27 protein-coding genes and 1 tRNA gene are annotated in these 23,953 nt (G+C 43.7%); 7 read left to right on the forward strand and 21 right to left on the reverse strand.

Translation table 11 applies throughout. The annotated features are described in order from the left end of the window. Positions 1-308: 308 nt before the first annotated feature. Complete coding sequence (locus NQ536_RS10825; protein WP_004849979.1) at positions 309-1,364, forward strand: RpnC/YadD family protein; 1,056 nt, start codon at positions 309-311, stop codon at positions 1,362-1,364. Here NQ536_RS10825 and NQ536_RS10830 read toward each other — a convergent pair. The 3 genes from NQ536_RS10830 to NQ536_RS10840 form a co-directional block, all read right to left on the reverse strand. After that, positions 1,354-2,685, reverse strand: a complete 1,332-nt coding sequence (locus NQ536_RS10830) for an MATE family efflux transporter (RefSeq protein WP_022059553.1) — start codon at positions 2,683-2,685, stop codon at positions 1,354-1,356. The genes NQ536_RS10825 and NQ536_RS10830 overlap by 11 nt on opposite strands. A gap of 128 nt (positions 2,686-2,813) precedes the next feature. After that, positions 2,814-4,442: a histidine kinase N-terminal 7TM domain-containing diguanylate cyclase gene (locus NQ536_RS10835; protein ID WP_155803789.1), complete on the reverse strand. Its 1,629-nt coding sequence runs from the start codon at positions 4,440-4,442 to the stop codon at positions 2,814-2,816. Positions 4,443-4,603: 161 nt separating this feature from the next. Then, on the reverse strand, positions 4,604-5,479 hold the full coding sequence (locus NQ536_RS10840) for a LysR family transcriptional regulator (protein WP_004849970.1): 876 nt from the start codon (positions 5,477-5,479) through the stop codon (positions 4,604-4,606). Between the two features lie 257 nt (positions 5,480-5,736). Between NQ536_RS10840 and NQ536_RS10845 the strand changes: the two genes are divergently transcribed. Continuing rightward, positions 5,737-6,450, forward strand: coding sequence for a DUF6198 family protein (locus tag NQ536_RS10845; protein ID WP_004849968.1), 714 nt, complete (start codon positions 5,737-5,739; stop codon positions 6,448-6,450). Positions 6,451-6,741: 291 nt separating this feature from the next. Here the strand turns inward: NQ536_RS10845 and NQ536_RS10850 are convergent, their stop codons facing one another. The 7 genes from NQ536_RS10850 to NQ536_RS10880 all read right to left on the reverse strand — a co-directional run bounded on the left by NQ536_RS10850 (position 6,742) and on the right by NQ536_RS10880 (position 11,796). After that, entirely contained in the window at positions 6,742-7,173 is a 432-nt protein-coding gene (locus tag NQ536_RS10850; RefSeq protein ID WP_004849967.1) for a flavodoxin, read from the reverse strand. Positions 7,174-7,261: 88 nt separating this feature from the next. Then, on the reverse strand, positions 7,262-7,936 hold the full coding sequence (locus NQ536_RS10855; protein ID WP_004849965.1) for a DUF3793 family protein: 675 nt from the start codon (positions 7,934-7,936) through the stop codon (positions 7,262-7,264). A gap of 210 nt (positions 7,937-8,146) precedes the next feature. After that, positions 8,147-8,335 (reverse strand): hypothetical protein, encoded by a 189-nt coding sequence (locus tag NQ536_RS10860; RefSeq protein WP_004849962.1) that lies wholly within the window; start codon positions 8,333-8,335, stop codon positions 8,147-8,149. Positions 8,336-8,385: 50 nt separating this feature from the next. Further along, complete coding sequence (locus tag NQ536_RS10865; protein ID WP_004849961.1) at positions 8,386-9,156, reverse strand: hypothetical protein; 771 nt, start codon at positions 9,154-9,156, stop codon at positions 8,386-8,388. A gap of 24 nt (positions 9,157-9,180) precedes the next feature. Next, complete coding sequence (locus NQ536_RS10870) at positions 9,181-9,867, reverse strand: ABC transporter ATP-binding protein (protein WP_004849959.1); 687 nt, start codon at positions 9,865-9,867, stop codon at positions 9,181-9,183. 30 nt (positions 9,868-9,897) lie between these two features. After that, positions 9,898-10,254, reverse strand: a complete 357-nt coding sequence (locus NQ536_RS10875) for a GntR family transcriptional regulator (RefSeq protein ID WP_004849957.1) — start codon at positions 10,252-10,254, stop codon at positions 9,898-9,900. A gap of 369 nt (positions 10,255-10,623) precedes the next feature. Then, positions 10,624-11,796, reverse strand: a complete 1,173-nt coding sequence (locus NQ536_RS10880; RefSeq protein ID WP_004849953.1) for a glycosyltransferase family 4 protein — start codon at positions 11,794-11,796, stop codon at positions 10,624-10,626. A gap of 438 nt (positions 11,797-12,234) precedes the next feature. Between NQ536_RS10880 and NQ536_RS10885 the strand changes: the two genes are divergently transcribed. Then, positions 12,235-12,308, forward strand: a tRNA-Pro gene (locus NQ536_RS10885). Between the two features lie 32 nt (positions 12,309-12,340). Here NQ536_RS10885 and NQ536_RS10890 read toward each other — a convergent pair. Together NQ536_RS10890 and NQ536_RS10895 are read right to left on the reverse strand one after the other, a co-directional pair. Further along, on the reverse strand, positions 12,341-12,901 hold the full coding sequence (locus tag NQ536_RS10890; protein WP_004849950.1) for a LemA family protein: 561 nt from the start codon (positions 12,899-12,901) through the stop codon (positions 12,341-12,343). Between the two features lie 44 nt (positions 12,902-12,945). Further along, positions 12,946-14,382, reverse strand: a complete 1,437-nt coding sequence (locus NQ536_RS10895) for a DUF3137 domain-containing protein (RefSeq protein WP_004849949.1) — start codon at positions 14,380-14,382, stop codon at positions 12,946-12,948. Positions 14,383-14,800: 418 nt separating this feature from the next. Here NQ536_RS10895 and hcp point away from each other — a divergent pair, with 418 nt between their 5' ends. Beyond that, entirely contained in the window at positions 14,801-16,369 is a 1,569-nt protein-coding gene (hcp, locus tag NQ536_RS10900) for a hydroxylamine reductase (protein WP_004849944.1), read from the forward strand. Here hcp and NQ536_RS10905 read toward each other — a convergent pair. The 5 genes from NQ536_RS10905 to NQ536_RS10925 all read right to left on the reverse strand — a co-directional run bounded on the left by NQ536_RS10905 (position 16,326) and on the right by NQ536_RS10925 (position 18,170). Next, the gene (locus NQ536_RS10905) at positions 16,326-16,739 is read right to left on the reverse strand and encodes an SIR2 family NAD-dependent protein deacylase (RefSeq protein WP_155803787.1); all 414 of its coding nucleotides are present in this window, start codon (positions 16,737-16,739) and stop codon (positions 16,326-16,328) included. The genes hcp and NQ536_RS10905 overlap by 44 nt on opposite strands. 34 nt (positions 16,740-16,773) lie before the next feature. After that, entirely contained in the window at positions 16,774-17,214 is a 441-nt protein-coding gene (locus tag NQ536_RS10910) for a macro domain-containing protein (protein WP_004849942.1), read from the reverse strand. A 218-nt stretch (positions 17,215-17,432) separates the two neighbouring features. Beyond that, entirely contained in the window at positions 17,433-17,591 is a 159-nt protein-coding gene (locus NQ536_RS14045; protein WP_004849940.1) for a 4Fe-4S binding protein, read from the reverse strand. 20 nt (positions 17,592-17,611) lie between these two features. Further along, a complete protein-coding gene (locus NQ536_RS10920; RefSeq protein ID WP_004849939.1) occupies positions 17,612-17,914 on the reverse strand; it encodes a type II toxin-antitoxin system RelE/ParE family toxin in 303 nt (100 codons plus the stop codon). Next, a complete protein-coding gene (locus NQ536_RS10925) occupies positions 17,907-18,170 on the reverse strand; it encodes a type II toxin-antitoxin system prevent-host-death family antitoxin (protein WP_022059559.1) in 264 nt (87 codons plus the stop codon). The genes NQ536_RS10920 and NQ536_RS10925 overlap by 8 nt, the downstream gene beginning before the upstream one ends. A 110-nt stretch (positions 18,171-18,280) precedes the next feature. Between NQ536_RS10925 and NQ536_RS10930 the strand changes: the two genes are divergently transcribed. Continuing rightward, a complete protein-coding gene (locus NQ536_RS10930; protein WP_004849936.1) occupies positions 18,281-18,589 on the forward strand; it encodes a winged helix-turn-helix transcriptional regulator in 309 nt (102 codons plus the stop codon). 200 nt (positions 18,590-18,789) lie between these two features. Here the strand turns inward: NQ536_RS10930 and NQ536_RS10935 are convergent, their stop codons facing one another. The 4 genes from NQ536_RS10935 to NQ536_RS10950 form a co-directional block, all read right to left on the reverse strand. Next, a complete protein-coding gene (locus tag NQ536_RS10935; protein WP_167530854.1) occupies positions 18,790-20,007 on the reverse strand; it encodes an IS256 family transposase in 1,218 nt (405 codons plus the stop codon). A 136-nt stretch (positions 20,008-20,143) separates the two neighbouring features. Then, a complete protein-coding gene (locus NQ536_RS10940; protein WP_004849930.1) occupies positions 20,144-20,386 on the reverse strand; it encodes a hypothetical protein in 243 nt (80 codons plus the stop codon). Positions 20,387-20,444: 58 nt separating this feature from the next. Then, positions 20,445-22,148 carry a sensor histidine kinase gene (locus tag NQ536_RS10945; protein ID WP_044997829.1) on the reverse strand — a complete coding sequence of 568 codons (1,704 nt, stop codon included), beginning with the start codon at positions 22,146-22,148 and terminating at the stop codon, positions 20,445-20,447. Positions 22,149-22,240: 92 nt separating this feature from the next. Then, complete coding sequence (locus tag NQ536_RS10950; RefSeq protein WP_004849921.1) at positions 22,241-22,921, reverse strand: response regulator transcription factor; 681 nt, start codon at positions 22,919-22,921, stop codon at positions 22,241-22,243. A 198-nt stretch (positions 22,922-23,119) separates the two neighbouring features. On the opposite strand from NQ536_RS10950, the gene NQ536_RS10955 reads away from it, so the two are divergent. Beyond that, complete coding sequence (locus tag NQ536_RS10955) at positions 23,120-23,377, forward strand: hypothetical protein (RefSeq protein WP_259805321.1); 258 nt, start codon at positions 23,120-23,122, stop codon at positions 23,375-23,377. Further along, a complete protein-coding gene (locus NQ536_RS10960) occupies positions 23,338-23,937 on the forward strand; it encodes a leucine-rich repeat domain-containing protein (RefSeq protein ID WP_233419681.1) in 600 nt (199 codons plus the stop codon). Before NQ536_RS10955 ends, NQ536_RS10960 begins: the two co-directional genes overlap by 40 nt. Positions 23,938-23,953: the final 16 nt, after the last annotated feature.

Below are 23,953 nucleotides of genomic sequence, written 5' to 3' on the forward strand. Positions count from 1 at the left end.
AACACAGCCATATGGTAAAAACAATATTTCGGGAACTTTACATCATAACTCATGCGGCGATTTTATATAGTTTTATCCATGCCGGATGATAAACTACGTTTTAATAATCCACTCTGTAAATCTTTATAAAGCTTTCATTAAATATCATCCTTTTCCCTTGAAATTCCCTTTCCACTCATGTATTCTCAGCAAAAAATACGTGAAAAGTATCTCCCGCGGGAACTACATACGCAAGCAATCATCTGGCCAGATGAACTATTTACTGCATTGTTATTTATGAATTTATGGGGTAAAATGGAGGTACTTATTTGAGATATAACAACAAACAAAACGATAAACTTAACATCAGCAACGGTGATACGACTCAGACGACTGAGATCGGTGTTGCAACTAGCGCTGCCAGCTCTGACGATACCACCGGCCGCATCCAGTGGCACACAGGATTTGTCCATGCCATGAGGCTGTATCTGAAGGATTACGAGGACGACATTGAATTCAACGAAGAATTTCAGCTCACCAGAAAACCGCTGAGCATAGACTTGACCGTAGTCAAGAAACCTGACGATCTGGTCATCGACAATAACATTGGCAGATTCTTCAGGAAACACAATATTCTTGAATACAAGTCGCCAAAAGATGAACTGAATCTTGAGACGTTCTATAAAGTACAGGCTTATGCACTGCTATATATGATCTCTCCCGCCAACTGCGATGCATACGGTGCACCTGTCTGCGAGAATGATATGACTATATCCATCGTGCGCGCCGCATACCCGAGGGAGCTTATGAAAGAGCTAAAAGAACTTGGATATACCATCCGCGAAAATATCAGGAACATCTACCATGTAGACGGCGCTCAGTTTCCAATACAGATCGTCATTACCAAGCCATCGTCAGATGCTGAAAGCTCTGGCAAAGATGAGAAAGACATAATCTGGCTGAACGCGCTCACTACTGATATTTCAAAGGACACTTACAATGATTTTTTGAACAATGTCAACGAGTTAGACAGCAGACACAGCATGTTTGCAGAGACAATATTTGCCATTGTATCCGATGTAAACGAAGAAAAAATTGAGACATGGAAGGAGGCACATTCTATGATGAACGATGCGATGAAAAGAATTATGGCTAAGGAACTTAAGGAAAGCAAGGATGAGGGACGTTCCGAGGGACTGGCTAAAGGACGTTCCGAAGGACTAGCTGAAGGACGTTCCGAGGGTCAAGATCTGCTGACTGAAGCTATGCTTACTGCGCAGAAAGAGAACATCTCCGACCCAGCAAAACTTGAGGAGCTTGGCTACGACAAGAATACCTCCGTATGTACTATAACGGCGCTTAAGAAGCTGGGGATTATCTCATAGCCCCTCTGTATATAAACGCCGCACACGCCGCCGTTATAAGCTCTGCTACCCAGAACGCATTCCACACACCAGCAGGTCCGAAACCACAAAGTTTTGATAGTATCCATGCAGCCGGGATTATGACAACCACATATCTGAGCAGGGATATGAGCAGGGATGGAGTTCCCTTTCCCAATCCCTCAAGTGCCCCCGATGCAGTTACCGACACAGCCGACACTACAAATCCGGCACATATGATGCGCAGTGCTGTTCCACCTGCATTTATTGTAGACATATTCTCTGTGAACATACCTATAAGCCTCTCTGGGATGAGCAGGCACACAACTGTTCCAGCCAGCATGATTCCAACATTTAATGCAAGCGTTATGGTGAATATCTTCTTCACTCTTGCATGCTCTCCGGCACCATAGTTATATCCTATGATAGGGCGCATTCCCTGAATGATTCCATTTGCCGGCATATACAGGAAGGTCTGAAGCTTGTAGTACACGCCCAGGATCATGACATAAGTTGCCGAATACATGCTGAGTATGGCGTTGAGTGCGCTTGTGAGCAGAGACGGCAGTGCCATATTGAGTATAGCAGGTATGCCTATGGCATACAGCTTCTTCACCATCAGACCGCCCTCATGCAAATGCTTTATGCCGAACTTCACATTTATCGGTCTTCCAAAGTACACAATAAAATAAATGATCAGTGTAAACACCTGTCCCAGGCCAGTTGCCAGTGCAGCGCCTTCTATACCCATTTCTGGGAATGGTCCCACACCAAATATCAGCATCGGATCAAGCACTATATTCACAATGCAGCCGCCCATCAGTCCAACCATTGTAACTATCATGCGTCCAACCGACTGGAACACCTTCTCAAATGCAAGATCAACCGAAATAATTATAGAAAATCCAAATACTATGTCTGCATAACGACAGCCAAGGTCAAGGACGTCTCCACTTGCCTTGAAGGCTCTGAGAAACGATGGAATGATGGCAATACACACGACTGTCATCACTATCCCCTGCATAACAGCAAGAAACATCCCCCAACTAGCTGCACGATCTGCCCACTCATTGTCCTTGGCTCCAAGATATATGGCTATCACCGCGTTTATTCCAACACCAAATCCGATCGCCACAGCATTTACAAAATTCTGCAGTGGAAATACATACGAAAGTGCTGTCATCGCATCCTCACTTATCTTCGCCACAAAAAAACTGTCAACTATATTGTACAAAGCATTCACCATCATCGATATAACCATAGGCAGTGCCATGGACATCAAAAGTGGGAACACCGGCTTTTCTTTCATAAAATTCTCGTTCATAAAACCTCCGTCCCCGGATGGCATAAATAAAGCCCCACAACCTTACGGTTGTGGGGCGAAAAGATGACCTGATCCGGAAAAATCCACCAACTTGTTTTCGTTTAGATTATTATGTGCAATTATATACTTCAACCAGCATATATGTCAAGATCCTGCACGACCACAAAGTAACCTCTGTCACCGTCCTCGTCCACCGGGACAGCATGTATAAGACTTGCACCCCCATGGTTGTTTGCACAGCTGACTGACAAAACCCTTCTGCGAATGTTCTCTGTCTGATATCCCATATTGCCGCCTGTGTAACTCTCCATGCGCTCACGGCTGAGAAAATCTCTGACTATTTTTCTTGACCGATCCGACTCAAACCGGTTACTTATCAATCCAATTACTTCATCATAGTTATTCGCACAAGATACAGCATTGTTCAGCTCAGAATCGCCTTTTATAACACGGTATTTATTGTTCTCATAATTAACATATATAATATCAGTATACATATATGAGATCCTTGCCTCTACCCTGGATTGAGCCTTTTTTATATCAGTCTCTATCTTGTCAAGTACGGTCACTCTGTCCGTACCATCCCTGCTGATGCTGTGGATCACGCTGGCATTCTTGCCCTTCTTCTTTGCTTCATATAGCGCAGTGTCCGCGACATTCATACACTCTTCTGTGCTGAACCCTGAACCATTGATCTGACATATACCAGCACTGCAATGGACATTCTGCCCTTTCTCCATTGCCTTGCGCTGAAGTTTTCTGGCAAATCTTATCACCTTTGACTCCAGAACAGATATATCTGATAAGCCCTTGTGAAGCACAATATACTCGTCTCCACCATACCTGCAGGCAACGTCCTCTTCATAGCAGTCACTCCGGAGAAACTTTGCCACCTTCTCAATCCAGTAATCACCAACTGCGTGACCATATGTATCATTTACACTCTTGAAATCATCTATATCCACAAATACAAGAGAAGCACTGTCTTCGTCAGTCATGTTATCTATATACTCTCTTATCCTCTGCATTCCGGCTGTCTTGTTGTACATGCCGGTCAGGAGATCATGCTCAGCCTCGTACTTTGTACGCTCAACCTCCTGTCTGGATCTCGCAAGTGATCTGTCCATCTCGACCATATCAACTGCAAACATGATCTGTGTAGAAGCAACCACAGATATTGTCTGGAATGAAATCCCATAATAGAATATGACAACAACCGTGGATATACATGGCAGGATAAAATACAAAACACTTGACCAGAAAACTCTTTTTTCCAGTCTTTTTTTATACTGCAAAAGTATCGAAAAGCTTAGAACAAGTCCTGCTACTGCTATAAGCTGCGACAACAGATAACCGCTGCTCCTGTGATAGAAGTTATTGCCATCTATATAATAGAACAACTTGTCACTGAACTGGGATATAATGAGCAGGACTATCCCAGCAGCACTCAGAACTACCACGCCCCTTGCTCTCGCTGGCATCTTAATCTCTCCTCTGTTGAGAATGACAAGAAGATAAAACGTAAACAAAGTCATATATAAATAGTTGACAAAGAACACGCCAAAATTGCTTATCTTCAGCATGTAATAGGCTGTCTGCCCTGATCTTCCCTGATAATACCATGACAACATATCTGCAACCAGCAGGATGATACATGCAGCCTCCATGCATAGGCTCACATTCTTTTTATCTCTATTATTATTCTTCTGAAGGAATATAACCGCAAATGCAAACAGACAGATTAATATTCCCCACATTTCAAATGCTATATTAAATACAGCAGTCCTATCCACTAACTATGCGCCCCCTTAAACTTCCTGGCGATTTATTGTAGTAATTGTACAATTTGATTTGTGCAACATTTTCTCAAATTTATAAGTTTATATGAGAACCATTCTATATATCATACCTTGATTTGTCAATTACTAGATAACACATATTTATGGAATTTTGTCGCCACAGGGGACATATATGTCCGGCTATCATGAACAACATAGTAAAGCCTGTCAACCGGCTGATGTTTTATACTAAGAACCTTCACATCAAGCCTTTTGAGCATATCCATGTAAGGGACTACCGCTATTCCAAACCCTGTTGCCACAAGTCCGGCTATGACCTCATCCTCCTCCGTTTCGCATGCTATCTCAGGAGCTTTGCCAAGTCCTTCAAACATCTCATCCACCAGACTTCTCATTCCAGATCCCTTCGAAAAATATACATGTTTATATCTAAGTGTATCACCGAGTGTCACCGAATCTCTGTCTGCCAAAGGATGTCCTGACGGTGCTATGACAACAAGATCCTGTCTGCCAACTGGAATGGCGGAAAATCCCATCGTCTCAGGCGGTCTCGAACAGAAAACCATATCATATTTTCTAGCCGCAAGATCATCAAGCAATTGCCCTGTGGTCCCTGTATGAAATGTAAACGACACATTTCTGTTTTCAGCTTTCTTCAGGTACTCTGCTGCCAGACGCGGTACAAATTCCATTCCAAGAGGTCTTATGAGGCCAAGCCGTATCACGCCATCCCCGGCAGCCTCTTTTTGTATGGACTCTACCCCCGCGTCAAGCGTGCCAAGCGAACGCTCTGCACATGCAAGGAATTCTCTGCCAAATGCAGTGAGCTCCGTATTGCGCCCATTCTTTTCAAAAAGCATTACCCCAAGTTCTTCCTCAAGCTGGGATATTGCGTGACTGAGGCTTGGCTGCGTTATATTCAGATTTCTGGCCGCATTTGTGTAATGCTGAACATGGGCCAGTTCAACAAAATATCTAATATATGACAGGTTCACTTATACCTCCCCCTTTTCACTATTTATATATAATCCTATTCATATTTTAATACAATCCGAATATTTTTTATAGACAAAATCTATTAAACCATAAAAACTATTTATTTGTTATGTGGTGTTGTCGGTGCTACAATCAAAAACCGCAGGGATATACATATATGAAGACTTAGACAAGTAAAACTCCCCTGATGCCGGGAAAATCAAAGGCTATGTTATAAAACACATTATATAAAGAAAGAAATGAGGAAAAGCAGAAAATGGATACTCAATCAGGAAATGCACATCTGCATAACATGTGGGGCGAGATTGCCCTGATAACAGCAGTCACCATCAACAGTTTCGGAGTGGTTCTCATGCTCTATTCTGCAGCAGGAATATCGGCAATATCCAGCGTGCCATATGCATTCTCGCTGGTTCTTCCAAGACTGACTCTCGGAACCTGGACATACATATTTCAGGGCGTACTTATTCTCACCCTCATGATCATGAGAAAGAAATTCGTTCCCCAATATCTGTGCAGCTTCATAGTTGGTTTCGTATTTGGCAAGATGCTGGATATCCATGAGATGTGGATCGGGGCTTTGCCAACTGCCCTCCCATGGAGAATCCTTTACTTTGTGATAAGTTACATTTTGATATGTATCGGAATCGCACTGTCCAACAGATGTGGACTTCCGATCATCCCGACAGACCTTTTCCCAAGAGAGCTGTCTGAGATTATATCGGCAAAATATTCCAAGGTTAAGATTTCGTTTGATGTGATCTGCCTTGCAACTACAGCTGCCATGACAGGTTTTATCCTCGGTCATATCTACGGTCTGGGAATCGGCACAGTTCTTGCTGCATTCACCATGGGCAAGGGAATCGCCATAGTTGGAAACGCCATGGACAAGCATGTTACAATAGCTCCATACATAACAGCGCACATAAAGCGCCACGGCAGCCACAAAGCCCAGTACGCAGGACACTAAGAACAAATTCAACACAAAAAAGAACCGCCTGAGAGAATCACATTCAAATTACAGATTTTCTCAAGCGGCTCTTTTTATATCCCCACGACCAGGCACGTAGATAAAAAATAACCATATATATGCCAGTCGGTAGTGACGGCAACCGAGCTTCAACGCTTCTTGCCGCATCGGAGATCCGCAACGTCCTTATCGCGGTCGGAGATGCGTGCAGATAGAAGCAAGTTGAAGCGACAGTTGCCAAACGTGACTGCATATATATGGTTATTTCTTTATCTGTGTGCCGTCCGTCGCCTACGCATTTGCCAGCTGACGTCCAAGCTCCTTACACTCCTCAAGGCCTTCTGCGTCAGGTGTCTCATGGCACATAAGTCCGGCTCCACCTACGAGTTCTGCGCCTGCTGACTGCATTCTCGCCTCCCAGTCGCGCATCCACTCGCCATCTCCCCATCCATATGAACCGAAGAGCGCAATCTTCTTGCCTGAAGCAAATCCCTCTACCTCAGCAACGAAAGGCTCCATCTCAGCCTCCTCAAGAACCTCAGCTCCCATAGCCGGGCATCCAAGTGCAAACACCGGCTCATCCTTGAGTGCATCCGGAGTGATGCTGCTTACGAATACTACCTCTGCTTCCTTTCCGGCCTCTCTCACGCCGTCTGCGATAGCCTCTGCCATCATCTGTGTATTTCCGCCCTGTGTCCAGAATACGATATTAATTTTGCTCATAATAATCCTCCTTATGAAATTATATGTTATAGAGATTTACCCTATACATCCCTGTAAACTGTGTTTAACTGCATCTTTCCATATACTTCTACGCCGCGTTTCTGCTCGCCGTGTACATCCACATGATATCTCTCATATGCAGTCCATTTGAAAGAAATTGGATAAGTCTCTCTTCCGCACATTCAAATATATGAAATGTTCTCCGCTTTGATTCAGCATCCTCATATACCTTCCAATAACCGGAGCAAAGTGCATTTCTTCCGTTCTGCAAAATAAATCCCTCCACATCCTCTGGCGGATATCCCAGCAGCAAGCCCATCTCGTGTGGGAACCACTCCTTGCCAAGAGCTCCATCGCCACAAGCCTGATCTTCCTGTGCCGGTTGTTTTGAGGTGAATCTTCCTCTGCTCTTTAAGTACTGCTGATATTTTCCGCGAAACTCAGCGAGAATCTCAGAAAGCTCCATGTCCTCATATCCCAGCTCAGACATAAGTCTTTGCACATCATCCCTCTGGACAAATACCCTGAGCTTTGCCGCATTGTAGATAAATACATTTACCCTGCCACAGGTTGCTCCCAGTGTGTACATACATATATCACTGTCCTTCAGTATCTCCACCATCTGACGATATCCGCTGAGTTCTATGTTCAGAAGATTTGACACCTTGACGCCCGTTATCACTGGTGCGCACTGAAGTGCCATCTGAAGTTCCACATCACCGAGCTCCATGCCCTTCATGATCTCCCATGTATTTTCACTCATACAAAACCTCCTTGTGACAAATAGGTGTTTGAGAATAACAAGGAAATGCTATACAAACCCACATTTTAAATAATGATTTAAAGCATTTTTATGTTTGGTCAGTCTCGTCTAACTCTAGTGAAAATACTACAGGATTCCTCCCCGAACGTCAATAACCCGGAGTGAGACATTTTCTCACTCCGGGTTATCTTGTTGATTAAAAATATACATTTATAAATTCTGCTTTATCATCGTCCTGCGCGGCTCTTTATTTCCGCCTGTTACCATATTGAGCAGCCGCCACACACCATATGCACAGATCCCACACACAGCCACAGGTACAAGGAGCACTACTATGACTCCTGTGCAGACTCCTGTAACCAGGTATCTAAAATATTTCATCACATCACCATTCCTCATCCTCATATCTCCTGTCGTTTCACGCGCGCATTCATATTACAGCATATCGCCTATAAGCTTATCTTCTTAGTAAGCAGTGTCGCACTTCCTATATAACTGCCGATCATGCATACAACATAGAGAATAAGCTGCGGTATATTCTTATACATCGCGTCAAGCATAGTCTCCACCTGCACGTTCTTCCCAAGGTGCGGAAGCTTGTATGCTATGTAGCTCACCAGCACATAAAGAGCCACAAAAAGTATAAAGCTGACAACGCCCTTTATCTTCTTATTCTGGAGCACTGTGGAAGACAGTGACACGGCAAGGTACGCTATGGTGATCATTGTATAGAATTGAATAAGTGCTACTACTATGAACCCTGCAACATTTGCAATGACACTTCCTATTGACAATCCTCTTGTTCCCAGAATATCATCCAGCACAAGCTCAACGCCAGCTACACCGCCGTTATGTGACTTAAGCAGGTTATAATCAACAACTATAAGCAGTCCAAGAAAGGCCACAAGTGTCGCACCGGTGAGCAGGATTGAAAGCAGCTTTGCACCGATAATCTTGTAATTTGAAATCGGCGTCATAAACACCATATACCCAGTCTTGTTCTTCAGATCCTGACTGTATATTATCACACCATATATCAAGACGAACATAAACGAAGCCCAGCCTCCCATCACAAGGAAGGTGATACCAAGTCCAGCTAACAAATCCTTTTCTGCAAATATTCCAATCACGAACAGCAATTCTGCTGCCGCAAGAGCCGTTATAACCACCAGAAGTGGAAATATTCCACGTCTGTATTCATATTTCATCATCTTTAACATAATATCTATCTCTCCTTCATCTAACTATGCATATATTTCCTTATACATATCAACTATCGACTTGCCCCTGCTCACTCGCAGTTCCTCTGCATCTCCCTGAAGCACACAGGTGCCATTCTTGATAAAGAATGCGTGATCCACGATCCTCTCAAGCTCATCCACAAGGTGGCTTGACATGAGCACGGCTGTGTCATCCGATATATTCCGGACAATCGTGCTGATGATCTTCTCCCTCGCTATGATGTCTATTCCGTTCAGTGGCTCATCAAGCATAACGATCCTGCTGTCTCTGGACAGAGTAACCGCTATCTTGAGCTTTGCAAGCATTCCTGAAGACATGCTCTTCGCCTTCTGATCGGGATTCAGCTCCATCTCAGCAAGCAGTCCCATGTATTTGTCATAGTCAAAGTCATCAAAGAAATCTTTGTAATACTTTCCTATGTCTTTACAGTTCATATATCCGAAGAAGAAAGCCTCCGTCGGCATATACGCTATGTCTTTCTTTGACCTGTATGTCATAGGCACTCCATCTATTGTAATAGTTCCTGAATCCGGCTTGACCAGACCAGCTATGATCTTCATAAGTGTTGACTTTCCACTTCCATTCGGACCGAGCAGCGCATATATGTGTCCCGGCTCAATCTCCAGTGACAGATCGGATATGGCTGTGGTCGTGATATACTTCTTAACCAGATGTTCGCATTTTAACATTGTATCATTTCCCTTCTTTTTTATTACTTCTTACTTCCCAAAGTGTTCTTTTAGCAGTTCAAGGATCTCAGCCTGTGAAAACCCCATACCGGTGAGCTGTTCATCAAAGCTCTGTATGATTTCCTCTATTCTCTCCTTTTTCAGGTCGTCTATGACCTTGTCATCCTCCGTCACAAATGTTCCTATTCCGCGTCTGGTATAGGACAACCCCATAGACTCCATCTCGCTGTAAATCCTCGCTGCAGTATTCGGATTTATCTGGTATTCTATGGCAAGTTCTCTTGATGACGGAAGCTTAGATCCCAAAGGCAGTGTGCCCGCTATGATCTTCTGCTTTATATCCTCTATGACCTGAAGATATATGGGGATATTCGTCTTAAATTCCATCACACACCTCCTCCTTGTATGCTGTCTAGCTCTTCTGTACCGCTGTACTAGTTGAATAGTACACTAGTATCATAGTATTGTCAACTGTATTTTTAAATAAAGTATATTTTTTTAGTTTTTTGTCATCTCGATAGTAACTCATGCACCCGGTCATCTCGTCATCTTTGCTTATTACCTACATTTTATCTCATATACAATGTTTTCACTTAAAAGATAAAAAATTATCCATAAAACACATTATTCTGTGTCCTACGGATAATTTTTTAAAATTTTTTCTTTTTTAGAGATTTTTCATCTATTTGGAGATAATTTTGTATCTTTTCCCTGGTTATCCCAACAGCCACTAGAGAATTCATACAAATTAAATTTCTAACAAACCCTCAGCACCAGTGCTTGCAGCTCGCACACATTCATATAAAGCTTCTCAACTCTGTCTGCAAATATCGCTGTGGAGAATTTATCTGCCGACTGCACCGCATTTCGTCTGAGCTGCTGCCTTGAAGCCGCACTCATATCAAGCCACTTTACCAATGCGTTCTCAAATGTTTCCTCATCCGTGAATTCCCATCCATTCTTTCCGTTATCCACCACATCGATAAGACACGTATCCTCTCTGCACAGAAGGGGGATCCCGGCTGCCAAAGCCTCCACATATGTAAGCCCCTGTGTCTCGCTTGTGGATGCACTCACGAAGAAATCACCTGCCTGATAATACTCAGCCACCTTGTCTGGCTCAATCATCCCTGTAAATATCACACTCTCTGAGATTTCAAGCTCTCTTACCTGTTCCTCTATCTCTGCCCTGTATGGTCCGTCTCCAACTATCATGAGGATTGTACCATATCTGCTCACTCTCTTCTGACATCTGAGTATCTCAAGGGTATTCTTCTCTTTCGCCAGTCTCCCAACATAGAGAAGTACCGTCTGTTCTTTGCTGAGTCCATACTGCTGCCTGATCCTATACCTGCCGTCCGTCTCTATATATTTGCCGAATTTATCCGTGTCGATCCCAGATGGAATCACCTCAACAGGACATAACACATCATACTTTTCAAGCACATCCTCTATCTTCCTGCTCGGTGCTATCATGGCTTCCACCCTCGATGATAACATCCTGGTAAGTTTCTGCACAACTTTACGTCCCCACGCTGCATTTGGCGAAAAGTAATGAGTGTAATCCTCGTACACCGTGTGATATGTGTGTACTATCGGCGCATTTGTCTCATCTGCTATCTTCTTCGCCATGAAGAAGGTTGAAAACTCACACTGGGAATGTATGACATCCGGTTTCCATTCTATGAGTTTGTCTATTACCGCCTTAATGACAGGCATCTTAAGTCTTGCCTCCGGATATATCTTTCCGGCACCTATCGATGCAGCATATATCACATCCCCTTCTGCGTATGTATGATGACTTCTGGACAGTGTGAGTATTTTCACCTCATGCCCTCTTTTCTTGAGTTCATTTGACAGATTGACAACTGATGTCACAACTCCATTTATAACAGGTTCATACCAGTCCGTAGTAATAAGTATCTTCATGATCTATCGTCTCCTTCTATTTCAGGCGGCATTCATTCTGTACATCACCACCTGCACTTTATCCTCATATCAACTACTTTCTGATTACTACTCTGCCATACACATATAAATTCCCATTGTAACAAATCTAAATATTATATAAATTGTATCTATGTGCACCCAAAAAACAGATCTATGACCACCTCCCAAAATAGATCTATGACCACCCCAAATGGATAATTATCTGCTACTGATAGATTTTCTGTTTCATAAAAGAGCTTTTCGAAAAGAGCTTTTCGAATATTCTGAATATAGATTGCCGCGAAGATTTCTGTGTTTGAAAATTTCTGGGAGTAAAAATTTCTAGTGTTAAAATTTCTTGGCAATTTATTTAGAAAACTCCTTGCATTTTTTTCAGAATGTTCTTATACTATTATGGCAGTGTTGATATAACACTATCGGTGCGTGGCTCAGCTTGGTAGAGCGCTTCGTTCGGGACGAAGAGGTCGTGGGTTCGAATCCCGTCGCACCGATTTTTTATGCGCAAAAATATCTTGATTTCCTGTCAGAATATCACATCTGATCTCTTATCCGAATCAGTCTTGAAATACTCCACAATATTGTGACCCGTTATGTCTGCAACCACCGATGAAGGGAACTGACTGCACAGATTGTTATAATTTGTCACACCTGCATTGTACAGTCTTCTTGCCGCCTGGATGTGCTCTTCCGCATTTGTGCAGCTGTTCTGAAGGACCTCTATATTCTTGCCCGCCGTCAATTCCGGATACGCCTCCACTACTGCATTTATCTGATCCGAAGCGTTTTTCATAAGCTTCTCCACTCCTGTCTTTTCATCAGGTGTCATTCCTTTCCTGAGCTTTATCGATGTTATCAGATTCTCGCTCTCATACGACATATATGACTTTACAATCGCATACTGTTTTGTGAGCAGATCATATCTCTTTGCAAGAGCAACATCAACATCCGAATCCAGCTCTCTTACCTTATTTTCCGCTGCTTTCAGAGCATTTGCAGTCTTTATCACATACGCTAAAAATATCAAAACTATTACCACCAACACACCAAATACTAACACACCTTTGCTAAATAATATTGTAAACATACATTTTCCTCCGTGTACTTTTGCTCATTTTCACAATTTCTCTTCTATAGTAACAGAGCCGCATCCAGCGTCTCCTGCAGCATGCGCAGGTATTTGTCCAGATAAGCTTCCACATCATTCATACTCTTTATATTTTTCTCTTCGTCAAATACCATGTATTTATCACTCTTGCTTATACACATATACAATCTGTCCCCATCGAATGTCACATGGAGAGCCGCCTTCTCCTTTGGATAAAGTGCCGCCAGCCTCTCCATAACATACGGGGTAAGCATATAAAATATATTCTCCTCATCATTGCAGTTTATAGTGAACAGCAGATTAAAGTTCTCGTTTTCTGTCTTTTCTATTCTTCCCACTGCGCCACTCTCCGAACCACACTTCAATATATTCTTCATCGCCAGTTCAGAGTTTCCCATGACTCCCAGCAAAGCCGATGAAACCTTTCTATATGGTATCTCAACAACCAGCCCCCCAAATAATTTGTCTATTTTTTTCTCTTTATCACCATCACTGTACTCGTGATAATACTCGTACTCCATGTATTCATAACTGCACCTGAAATGAACACCCTTGTATGTTCCCTCCACCATGTCGCGGCCGTTAACCAGCAAAGGCTTGCCATCCAGTGTAAATGGTCTGCCAGCAAAGCAGTTCAGTCTTCTCATCTGTTCATCAGGAAGTCCGCCCTGATGTCTGTATACGCTACCCTCTCCATAACGTCTCCTGATAATCTGTGGGATCAGCTCCGTGTAAATCACACTGGAATCTGAAATATTCTCTTTTTTCTTTTTGCTCTTACTCACCCATCTGAATATAAGGAAGATAACTACTCCGTATACGATCACCAGTCCGCCGGGATTTTCTGAATCTGTTCCGCCACCAGCTCCCGCACCGCCTGATGATATGTTGTCCATATCGCCAAATATCTGCTCTACCCTGTCAAATATCCGCTCTGTTATACTCATGCCGTTTATCAGCCCGGCCTCATTAAGTATCGTGAACGCCATGATCACCACTACTACGGTTATGAGCACTATTCGTATCCCGAGCCATTTTGCCCTTCTCTTCGCATCCGCCTGATCGCTCCTTCTCTGAAAATCACCGGGCAAGCCTCCATTCTCGTATCTTGATATAACATCCTCTGACCGATCATTCTGTCTGGCTTCCCCGTAGAGCCTCTCCTCTATCTCCTGGCGCCACATGGCATCAAGTGCTTCCCATCTCAGCTTTATCTGCTCATTTGTCATGCCCTGCTCCCGCATCTCTTTCTCTCTTTGGCTGCGGTATATTCTGGAATACATGTTGGGCGCTCCGGCATCCGGTCCAAGATACATTCGGTCTCTCTCATCTATCGGCAGATCGGCATATGCATCTCCGGGCATAAGCGTCCCATCCGCATAGTTCCTGACATGATACTTGGCTGATTCATTTGCAAATTCAAGTGCGCGAGCCAGTCTATCCCCGTGTTCCTTTTTCATCCGTGATTTCTCCTTTATCCCCGTCCAGATCAACTGTTATTTGATTTACTATAAAACATTTTCACGTCTGTCCACTATCAGCGCCGTGTAAAATTTCAGTCAAATGCGTGCAAGACGGCACTTATCTGCTCAATATAACCGGCGACTCCGCATCCCAAAAATGAAGGTGGGGACGGAGGGGTCAGGTACCTCCGTCCCCACCTCCATCTCCATTTTTTCTCAGGACGACTCTATCTGAGCAACGAAAGTTTTTTATCTGCCTGAATGTTATTTCACAGATATACATTAGCAAATTTGAGTATAAAACTCCTGTTCACTGTCCATACTCTATTTAGGAGAAAATCCACAGACTGCCAGGCAGTCACCAGTTTTTTCAGATAGATTCATAATTTCAGGAGGTATACAGTACATGTCAAATATGTTTTGTTTTCAGTGTCAGCAGACAGCGGGGGGATCCGCATGTATCAATACCGGAGTGTGCGGCAAGCAGCCATCCACATCTAATCTACAGGACGAGCTTGTGTGTGAGCTTATAAAACTTGCAGAACTCTCAAAAAATGAGAATAAACACAGCGCGGTCGCCGACAGACTTATCATAGACGGTCTTTTCACAACCCTGACAAATGTAAACTTTGACAACAATGCAATAAAAGAATTTATGGGAAGGGTTAAAAACGAGCAGAACAAGATCAGCAGACCTGAGGCTGAAAAGATACAGGTGATCAACCTATGGGATGGTGACACGGATATAGTGTCCTTGCGTTCCACCCTGCTGTTTGGACTCAAGGGGATGGCGGCATACGCCCATCACGCCATGAATCTCGGCTACACAGATAATGAGGTTCTGAAGTGGTTCTACAAGGGACTATGCGAGGTTAACAGGGAGCACAGCGTCACCGAATGGATAGAACTCATCATGGAATTTGGCCAGGTCAATTTCAAATGCATGGAGCTGCTGGACAAAGCCAACACTGAATCATTTGGCAATCCTGTGCCTACGAGAGTAAATGTTGACATCAAAAAAGGGCCATTTATCGTGGTCTCCGGTCACGACCTGAACGACCTGTCACAGCTCCTTGAGCAGACTGAAAAGACGGGAGTAAATGTATATACCCACTGCGAGATGCTGCCTGCGCACGGCTATCCGGAGCTTAACAAATACCACAATCTGGCGGGCAACTTCGGAACGGCATGGCAGAGCCAGCAGACGGAATTTGAAAATATTCCCGCACCGGTGCTTTTTACAACAAACTGTCTCATGCCGCCAAGGCCGAGCTACAAAGACAGAATCTACACCACATCGGTTGTTGGCTATGATGGTATGGTACACATCTCCGGCACAAGAGCCGGCAAAAAGGATTTCACTCCTCTGATCAAGCACGCACAGAAACTTGGCGGCTACGAACACGACAGGAGCATGAGTGGCATAAACGGTGGTCACATGCTGACAACCGGCTTTGGCCACAGCGCGGTTCTGTCACAGGCTGGCAAGATCATAGACGCCATAAAAGCCGGACATATCAAGCACATTTTCCTCGTTGGTGGCTGTGACGGCGCGCATCCGGGACGCAACTATTACACCGAATTCGTAAAACAGACTCCGATGGACACTCTTGTCCTCACCCTCGCCTGCGGCAAATACCGTTTCAATGATCTCGATCTCGGTGACATCGATGGTATACCAAGAATACTCGACATGGGTCAGTGCAATGACTCCTACAGTGCAATCAAAGTCGCCCTGGCTCTGGCCGATGCATTTAATTGCAGCATAAACGATCTCCCACTCACCCTTGTACTGTCATGGTACGAACAGAAAGCCGTCTGCATTCTTCTCACCCTGCTGTCGCTGGGCGTGCGCAACATGTATATCGGACCGACACTTCCGGCATTCATGTCCGAGACCGTGGTGAAATATCTAGTGGAGAATTATAAGCTAAACCCGATCACTGCTCCTGAACAGGATATGGATGCGATACTGAAACGTTGAGTATATCACTTATACTCTCCGCCATATCCGCATTTATCCCTATAGCTCTGTTCCCAAGACTTTCTGGAATCACAGCCTGATCGAGATTTAACCTGATAAGGGTTATGTTATCGTGTTCTCGTATCAGCTTCTCAAAAGGAAATCGGATTATGGTTGGCGTGTTGAATCCAACCCCCAGCTCAAGGAGCACAAGCTTCCTGTCCAGGGATCTGGAGACAAAATCACCGAAGCGTCGCTCTGCCTCATACCAGGCACTGTCCTGAACAAAATAATCATCCTTGCGGAGGTTCATGTCCATCGGACCTCCGCAGACAGGACAGCGTGGAACCATAAATGTTGGGATCTTGCAATCTCTTCTTACCTGATCCATTTGCAGAAACATATCAGTGGCATCGTATGTCTTGTCATGGCAGGCATGCGCGCACTGTATATGAAAATAATCGCCCTAGGTGCAGAATTAGCTGCACCCCCGCAAATGTATGGATACAGTTGTCAATACAGGCGTGACAAGGAATATAACATCCGGTCATGCCACTATTTGCTGCATTTACTATGGCCGAGACTGCAAGCCTTGTTATATCTCCTCGCCACACATATGTGTCTCTCTGGATCTCCGCGATATCTTCCAAGTCCACTATTCCTTTCTCGAAATTCACCTGCGCCAGATATTCGTCCTGTATCTTCAGAAAATCCGCATCAATAGCTCCCGGCATCCTGACATTCATAAGAAAACGGAGAAGTCTCCGCTGAGCCTCACTGCCAGATGGGATCTGCATGCCTGAACAATCGCTGCGTTCTTCCAGCAACCGTTTTATCAAATATATTCTTCTCTCACTCTGGTTCATCTAATTCTCCAATCAACTATCACTATTTACCCTGGGGCACTAATCAAGACCTGCCACAAGGCTGTACTGGCAATCCCCGATCTGTCCATCTTTCAGATTGCACTGGTGCCTCTGCCTGTAGACAAGCTATGCCACAAAGTCTGTCGCCGGATTTTTCAGTATCTCCGTCGGCGTGTCATACTGTTCAACATCACCTTTGTTCATGACTAACACCTTCGTTAGTGCAGACAGTGGGTCTGATTTATCACAAAATCCTTAATGCGCTTCTGCGGGCAGATCCGCTCACATTTCCCGCACTGGATACATTTGTCGGTTATCTCGTATCCCTTGAAAGTCTTTTCACTAAAATAACCATACCTCATATGAAGTATGGTCATCTAATAAACCGTTATATTACTCAGATATTTCTTCCCTGGTACTGAACGGTTACTATATATACTCTATTTTGCTCCTTATCAATCTTGAATATTACGATGTAGTTATCTACTATCAGTTGCTTATATCCTTTTCCAGCAAATCGCCCAACCAAGCGGTCCTGATGTGATTCAGGCAATTGTTCAAGTGATTTTATCGCATCCCATATCCTATCCGTTTGTCCCTTTGCATTCTCCGGGGACATCTTCTCAAGCGCTATATACGCATATATGTCATCGATATCACGAAAGGCTCTGGGATATAAGATTACGCTATATTTATCCATAGTATTTTTTGTTCAGCCTTTCTATAGCACTGTCTACCGATATCAGTTCAGCCCCATTCTCTACTTCTTTTTCAGCTTCATAGATTGCCTGATCGATCCTGTTGATCTGTGCAAATTTTTCGTACAGCTCTGCACTCATTACAACTAAATCACTATATCCATTTTTTGTAATAAAAATAGGCTCCTGTTTCTTATGAGCTAATTCTGAAATCTCACTTGTATTTCTCAAATCTCTAATTGGCATAATAGTTGGCATGATCAACACCTCTCTTTCTTGTGTCATTATTGTAGCATAATTATGTCACACTGTAAATGTATAATCTTATGTCAACTGTCACCCCAATATGCGCATTCATATTATAAAAATTGCCGGCATGCCCGGTTGAGACGACATTAAGTCTTATCGGCGACAAATGGAAGGTTCTGGTCCTGAGAGATCTGATAACCGGCACAAAGAGATTTGGAGAACTGAAAAAATCCATCGGAACTGTTTCACAGAAGGTTCTCACCGCACAGATCCGTGACATGGTGGAAAACGGACTCGTTCACAGAAAGGTGTATGCGGAGGTTCCTCCCAGAATGGAATACTCACTGACTGAACTCGGTCAGAGTCTCCAGCCTGTGCTTGACGCAATGAGAAATTGGGGCGAGGATTACAAAAGCAAGAATGCCTGAAACAACATTGTTATATACAAAGCAAGGGCTGACTACTCTGTTTAGAGAGACCGTTTCAAGTTTTGTGTAAACGTTAAAAACTGATATAAGATTTGTGAATAGTTACAAATGGGCAGAGCCGATTTTCCGGATTCTGCCCATATCTGCATTATACAGTAGTTTTTAGGCATGTCAATAAAACCTGCCTAAAATTGACTGCTTTACAGGTTCCGTCCCGCCAGACGTTCTTCAAAATAAATTTCAAGCTGGGAATGGATCTGTCCCCAGTCCTGCCTGTGTCCGGTCCATTTTTTCGTGATATCCATGGTTGCCAGATACAGCATTTTCAAAAGGCTGTCATCCGACGGAAAAACCGTTTTGCTTTTGGTCACTTTCCGGAGCTGGCGGTTGAATCCTTCAATGGCATTTGTGGTATAAATCAGCCGTCTTACTGCCTCTGGATATTTGAAATAAGTGGACAGTGTTGCCCAGTTATCATGCCAGGATTTATAGATTTTCGGGTACTTGGAATCCCATTTATCCTTGAACAGTTCCAGTTCATTTAAAGCGGTTTCTTCCGTTGGAGCCGCATATACAAGCTTCAGATCAGCCATCAGTTTTTTGATATCTTTGTAAGAAACAAACTTCGTTGAATTACGGATCTGATGGATGATACACTGCTGAATCTCTGTTTTTGGATAAACAGCCTCGATTGCCTGTGGAAATCCATTTAAACCATCAACGCATGCAATCAGGATATCCTCAACGCCTCTGTTTTTTAATCCATTCATGATAGAAAGCCAGAACTTCGCACTTTCGTTTTCTCCAACATACATTCCAAGAACATCTTTTTTCCCATTCATATCGATACCAAGGGCAATGTAAACCGCACGTTTTACAATACGTCCTTCACTGCGGACGTGATAGTGGATTGCATCCATAAATACTACAGCATACACTTCTTCCAAAGGGCGTTCCTGCCATTCTTTTACAATCGGCAGGATTTTGTCTGTGATCCGGCTGATTGTGCTGTCAGAAATATCAATATCGTATAATTCACGCATGTGGGATTCAATGTCTCCAGTTGTCATTCCCTTGGCATACATGGAAAGTATTTTTTCTTCCATGTCCTGAGTTACGGTATTCTGATATTTTTTAATCAGCTGTGGTTCATAATCACCATTACGATCCCTTGGGATTGCCACATCCATATCTCCATAACTGGTGTGCATGGTTTTGCTGGAATGTCCATTTCTACTATTGTCTGTTTCTTTGTTTCGATAGTCGTACTTGGAATATCCTAATTCTTCATCCAGTTCTTCATCCAAAGCACCTTCCAAAATGACAGACATCATGTCACGCATGATACTGTTTACATCGGTGCCGTCTTTGATGCTGATATCATTATTCTTCAGATAATCACGCATCATTTCTCTCATTGCTGCTTTTTGTGGGCTGTCTTTTCTTCTTGCCATAAAAATAACCTCCAAACTGAGTAATTTTATCTTACATCAGTTTGGAGGTTTACACAAACTTTGGGATGCTCCCTGTTTAGAGCAGTCAGCCCAATTATTGTCAGTCGACAATTTCGTCTAATTCCCGCTTAACCTTCTCAAGCTCTGCCTTATAGTCTGCCAGATGTCTCTTCTCCTGCTTTATCCTATAAACATAATTGCTGGTATCCTGGGATGTTCCTTTCTCCTCCTGACGGCAGTGAACATACATTGGTATCTCTTTCGCAGCTATCTTTTTCTCGGACTCAGAGATCAAATTCTCTGTATCCCGGATTTTCGCCGTGAGCTGCTCTGCGATACTCATCACCTATTTCTTCATTTGACTTTTTCTGTGATACCGATAAATGCATATGTCTTCCTCCTTATTTCCTGAATATCAATCTCACTTCAACCCCGTCATCGACATTCTTCATCTCACAGTCAAATCCATGTCTGTCCATGATGGTCTTGACGATCGAAAGTCCAAGTCCGGTGCCCTTATGTCCATGACGACTGTTATCACCCTTGACAAATGGCTTCCACACATTTGTCAGTGTGTCCTTATCAAGCGGTTCGCAGGAATTGACAAATGACACCTCTTTGTCAGACAGCTCCACCGCGATATGTCCGCCGCCAGTCACATACTTGACAGCGTTATCCATGATGTTGACAACAGCCTGATACATCAGAGCTTCATCCGCAGAGACCGTGCATGCCCCCGATATATTGATCTGCACGTTTTTCTCCGATATTTTCTCATTATATATCTGTGCCACAGTGTCAACTATGCCTGTCAGATCCACTTCTGTCTTTTTGAGCTTTGTATCCACGTCCTCTGCCTTAGCCATATCCAGTATAGTCGCAACCTGCGTATTCATCTGTCTGACCTCATCCAGTATGCCGTCCATATAATACTGGTTCTTCTCAGGATTTGTGCCAGCCTTGAGATTTTCAGCGTAAAGTGAGATGACCGCCAGTGGACTCTTCAGATCGTGCGCCATAGCATTTGATGTGGTACGCCTGTACTGCTCCATGTCATAGACAGATTTGTATGATCTGTACAATACATAGGCTATTGCAAGAGAGACAAGCGTGCTCAGCAGTGCTATTCCTATCCACGTGGCAATTATTGCTTTTCCAAATGAAGACTTTACGAGGTCGGTGTGATAATCCATCACCAGATAATAACTATTTCCAATCGGTACCACATCGGTGTTGTGCTTTCCCTGATCACAATTCCTACTGACTCTTGATGAACTTCCAACACCGGAGTCCCCCAGATCTGCCACAAGAGTCTCTATATTTCCTTCATAATCCATATTACGGGAAGCTGCTCCCGAACCGATAAGACTGCTATTATAAAAATGGTATCCTTTGCTTGTGTCAAGCTTCACATAACCATCGGGGATCTCTGTTACTGTGACACTCTTCTCATCAGATTCGCCATAGTCCATTGGGGCCTCATGAGTTCCTATGACCTTAACGTCATCACCGTAGTCATAGTAACTGTATTTACTTATCCAGAAACTGGTTCCCTTTACATATATCTCTTCTATCCTAGATAAAGCAGGCAAACCATCGGCACTTCCGTATCTTGGAGCCTCCGCCATCATCTTCTGATAATCCTCATATGTACATGACAATTTAAACTTTTTATTGTTATCATCTGTGACAACAAAAAACATACGGTAGTCATGCCCGGCAACCAATGTCAAAGTGCCATCTGAGTCCTTATAGTACAGACTTGCAGCAGCACCGCCATCCACTGCAATCGCACTTAGCATTTCGCACGTATATTCAACATCACTGGTGAATTTGTTATCCGCAGTCTCAAAATCATAATTGATCCCATCCACATAGGCTCCTGCCAGTGCATCTTGATATTCTGTAACTGCTTCATTTACATTTGACCTGATTCGTTCCTCAGCACTCGCTACACCGTTGTCTACACTAGTATTATATATAGATACCAACAGATAGGTCACGATCCCTCCCAGCAATGCTGCCACCAATATAAACGGCACAAATATTCTCAGAAAAAATGAACCGAATCTTTGTTTTTTCCCATATAACATATTTTTATTCATATTATAAAACATCCTTTCCCTTTTAATAACCTCCGAGTCATGGGGTCTGTGTACTGGCACATCCGTTAGACCTTCATACACTTTGCACAGTCTTAATCCATCCTGTATCCCTTTGCAAATACTGTCTTGATCTTTTTACCCGGCTCTCCAAGTGCCTGGCGCAGTTTCTTGATATGATTGTCCACTACTCTGTCGCTACCCTCATAATCATAGCCCCACAGCCTGACCAGAAGGTCGTCCCTTGTGATAAGCATTCCTCTGTGTTCCATAAAGTACTTCAGCATGGCATATTCCTTCGGTGCAAGCCTTACCTCGTTCCCGGCAACAAATACCTGAAGCTTGTCCGGATAGATCACGATGTCATACGCCTCTATGCTGCTCTTCTTCTCCCACAGCCCCTTGCTTCTTCTGAGGAATGACATGATCTTTGCAGAAAGCTCCGCCATGGAAAACGGCTTCACCACATAATCATCACAGCCTATGTCATAGCCGTACAGCCTGTCCTCCTCCCTGCCCCTTGCAGTCAGGAAAATGACAGGCACATAACTCTTTGCCCTGATGGCCTTGCATATCTCAAATCCATCTGCCCCCGGAAGCATGATGTCCAGCAGCACCAGATCGTATTCGTTCTCATACACAAGCTCCAGTGCCTTGTCTCCATCATCAGCCCAGGTAAAACAGGTCTCATATTCTGCTTCCCCGCCGTTCATATAGTCCATTATCCCCTCTGCTATCTTCTGCTCATCCTCAACTAGCAATATGCTATGCTTCATATTTCCTCCCCGTGGCAGCTTTGATTCTATATACCTCACGGCGCCGTGCCACTCTATGTAAATCGTCGATATCTAAGATTCTGAACACAGTATACTTCAAACTTATATCCTTTTTATATCCTTTTTGTATCCTTTTGCATGTTTTTTATAAACAAATTGACCTTCTACCAGGAATCCGATTACGTATCGCGTAATCAGGTGTATGCATACAACCCAATCATAAACGAGTCTGGGGACACTTCTCTGGAGGTTTATCTGCTCAATTCTAATCTGAAGGACTTTACATTTCCTGAGTCTTTCTGGGGAGTACCTGTGACACGGATTGCTGAGGGCGCATGCAATAACAAGTTTACAGGTTCGGCAATACATGTTTTGAAGCATGCAGCTTCATTTCGGATATTACACTACCAGACAGTCTGCAATATATTGGAGACTACGCATTCAACGACGCTTTGAGGAATGTAAGTCTGAAGATCCCATCTACTGTAAAGGAGATCGGGAAGCGGGCATTTTACAGGAGCGTAACCCCGGCATATGGTGGATACCTGTCGCTGATCGTTGAACCTGGCAGTTATGCATACGACTACGCAAAAAAGAACGCCTTATCCATGGATCTGGGTGAAACTACTATCCTATACACAACCTGCATGAATGGTGATCAAGACTGGCGCGTCATCGTCGATAAGGACCCTACATGTACAGAGGACGGACAGAGCCATGAACAATGCTATGATTGTGAGATCATAAAAGAAGGCAGTGATAAAGTCCTGCCTGCAAAAGGACATAACTGGGGATATGAATATATAAGACAGGCTACATGTACCGAAGATGGCTACAAGTCCTACGACTGCATGAATAAGGGCTGCATTGCAACGAAAAAGGATACTCTTCCTGCCACCGGTCACAAGCTGGAGGAATATACCAAGTATGAAGCCAATTCACACAAGGGAACCAGATACATCTATTGTGTGAATTGTAATTACTCCAGAACAGAAGCTGTGATATATGTGGATTAACAGAAACCCGCAAATA

Origin of the sequence: Coprococcus eutactus, from assembly GCF_025149915.1 — a bacterium.
Lineage (GTDB): Bacteria > Bacillota > Clostridia > Lachnospirales > Lachnospiraceae > Coprococcus > Coprococcus eutactus.